We start from the raw sequence: 878 nt of genomic DNA, 5'->3' as shown, positions 1-878 counted from the left end.
ATTTTCTTTATTTTGAAAAAATTTCATTGCTAAATCAGTAAAATCTAAATTCGTAACATAATCAGGCACTATGCCTTCTTTTTCAAGCATACTTAAAGCCCCATCAGCACAAAAGATCACTGCTTTTTCTTGATAAGCTTTAAGTAAAGGAAGTTGTTTAGCTAAACTAGGTCCTGCAGAAACTACTATAGCATTTTCGAATTTGTTTTTTCTTTCATTTAAGATTCTTTGAAAAGGAATGCTTTCAAGCATAGAAGGGATGTTTTGTAAAAGATGAGAATAACACTCAAAACCGATGCATAAACTAGAATTTAAATTTCTTATCACAACTTTTATATTTTTCTCGCAAAGCTCATCTGCTTTATGCCAGATATCCTCATAAAACTTTTTATAATAAACATTATTCACAAACATTTCATACAAACTTAAGTACTCAAACATATCTTTCATATCAAAAAGTATAAGCAGTTGAATATCTACTCTTTCTTCTTCGATATCCACAAGATAAATTTTTCCACTACAAAGCTCTTCACTCAAATCCAGCGTACTTAAAGCTAGGATAAAAAGTTCTATTTCACTTTCAAATACAAAAAGATGTTTATAGTGTTTAGCTAAATTTTTAATAAGCAAGGCATTGCCTATACCATAAATACATACGAAAGGATATCTAGGAGTTTTTTCTAAAATACTTTGATAGAAAAAATTTAATTCTTCTTCTAAGTTTTCATACATGAAAACATTATGAGTTTTATCAAAGATATTTAAATTTTCATCTATATTAAAATGAGAACAAGTTTTATTTTGTATGAAATTTAAAAGTTTATTTCCTAAGGGTTCATTTACTCCACTTAATAAAGCTTGTATGTTTTTTTCTAGTA

At 27.2% G+C, this 878-nt stretch carries 1 protein-coding gene; it reads right to left on the bottom strand.

Annotation, left to right across the window (positions count from 1 at the left end):
- The coding region (locus tag AJ886_RS03365; RefSeq protein ID WP_148124021.1) for a 6-hydroxymethylpterin diphosphokinase MptE-like protein at positions 1-878 on the bottom strand (878 nt) is incomplete at both ends.

The organism is Campylobacter sp. BCW_6465 (assembly GCF_001762815.1).
Taxonomy (GTDB): domain Bacteria; phylum Campylobacterota; class Campylobacteria; order Campylobacterales; family Campylobacteraceae; genus Campylobacter_D; species Campylobacter_D jejuni.
Note: the sequence above shows the minus strand (reverse complement) of the source record. Positions and strands in the feature narration are given on the sequence as shown.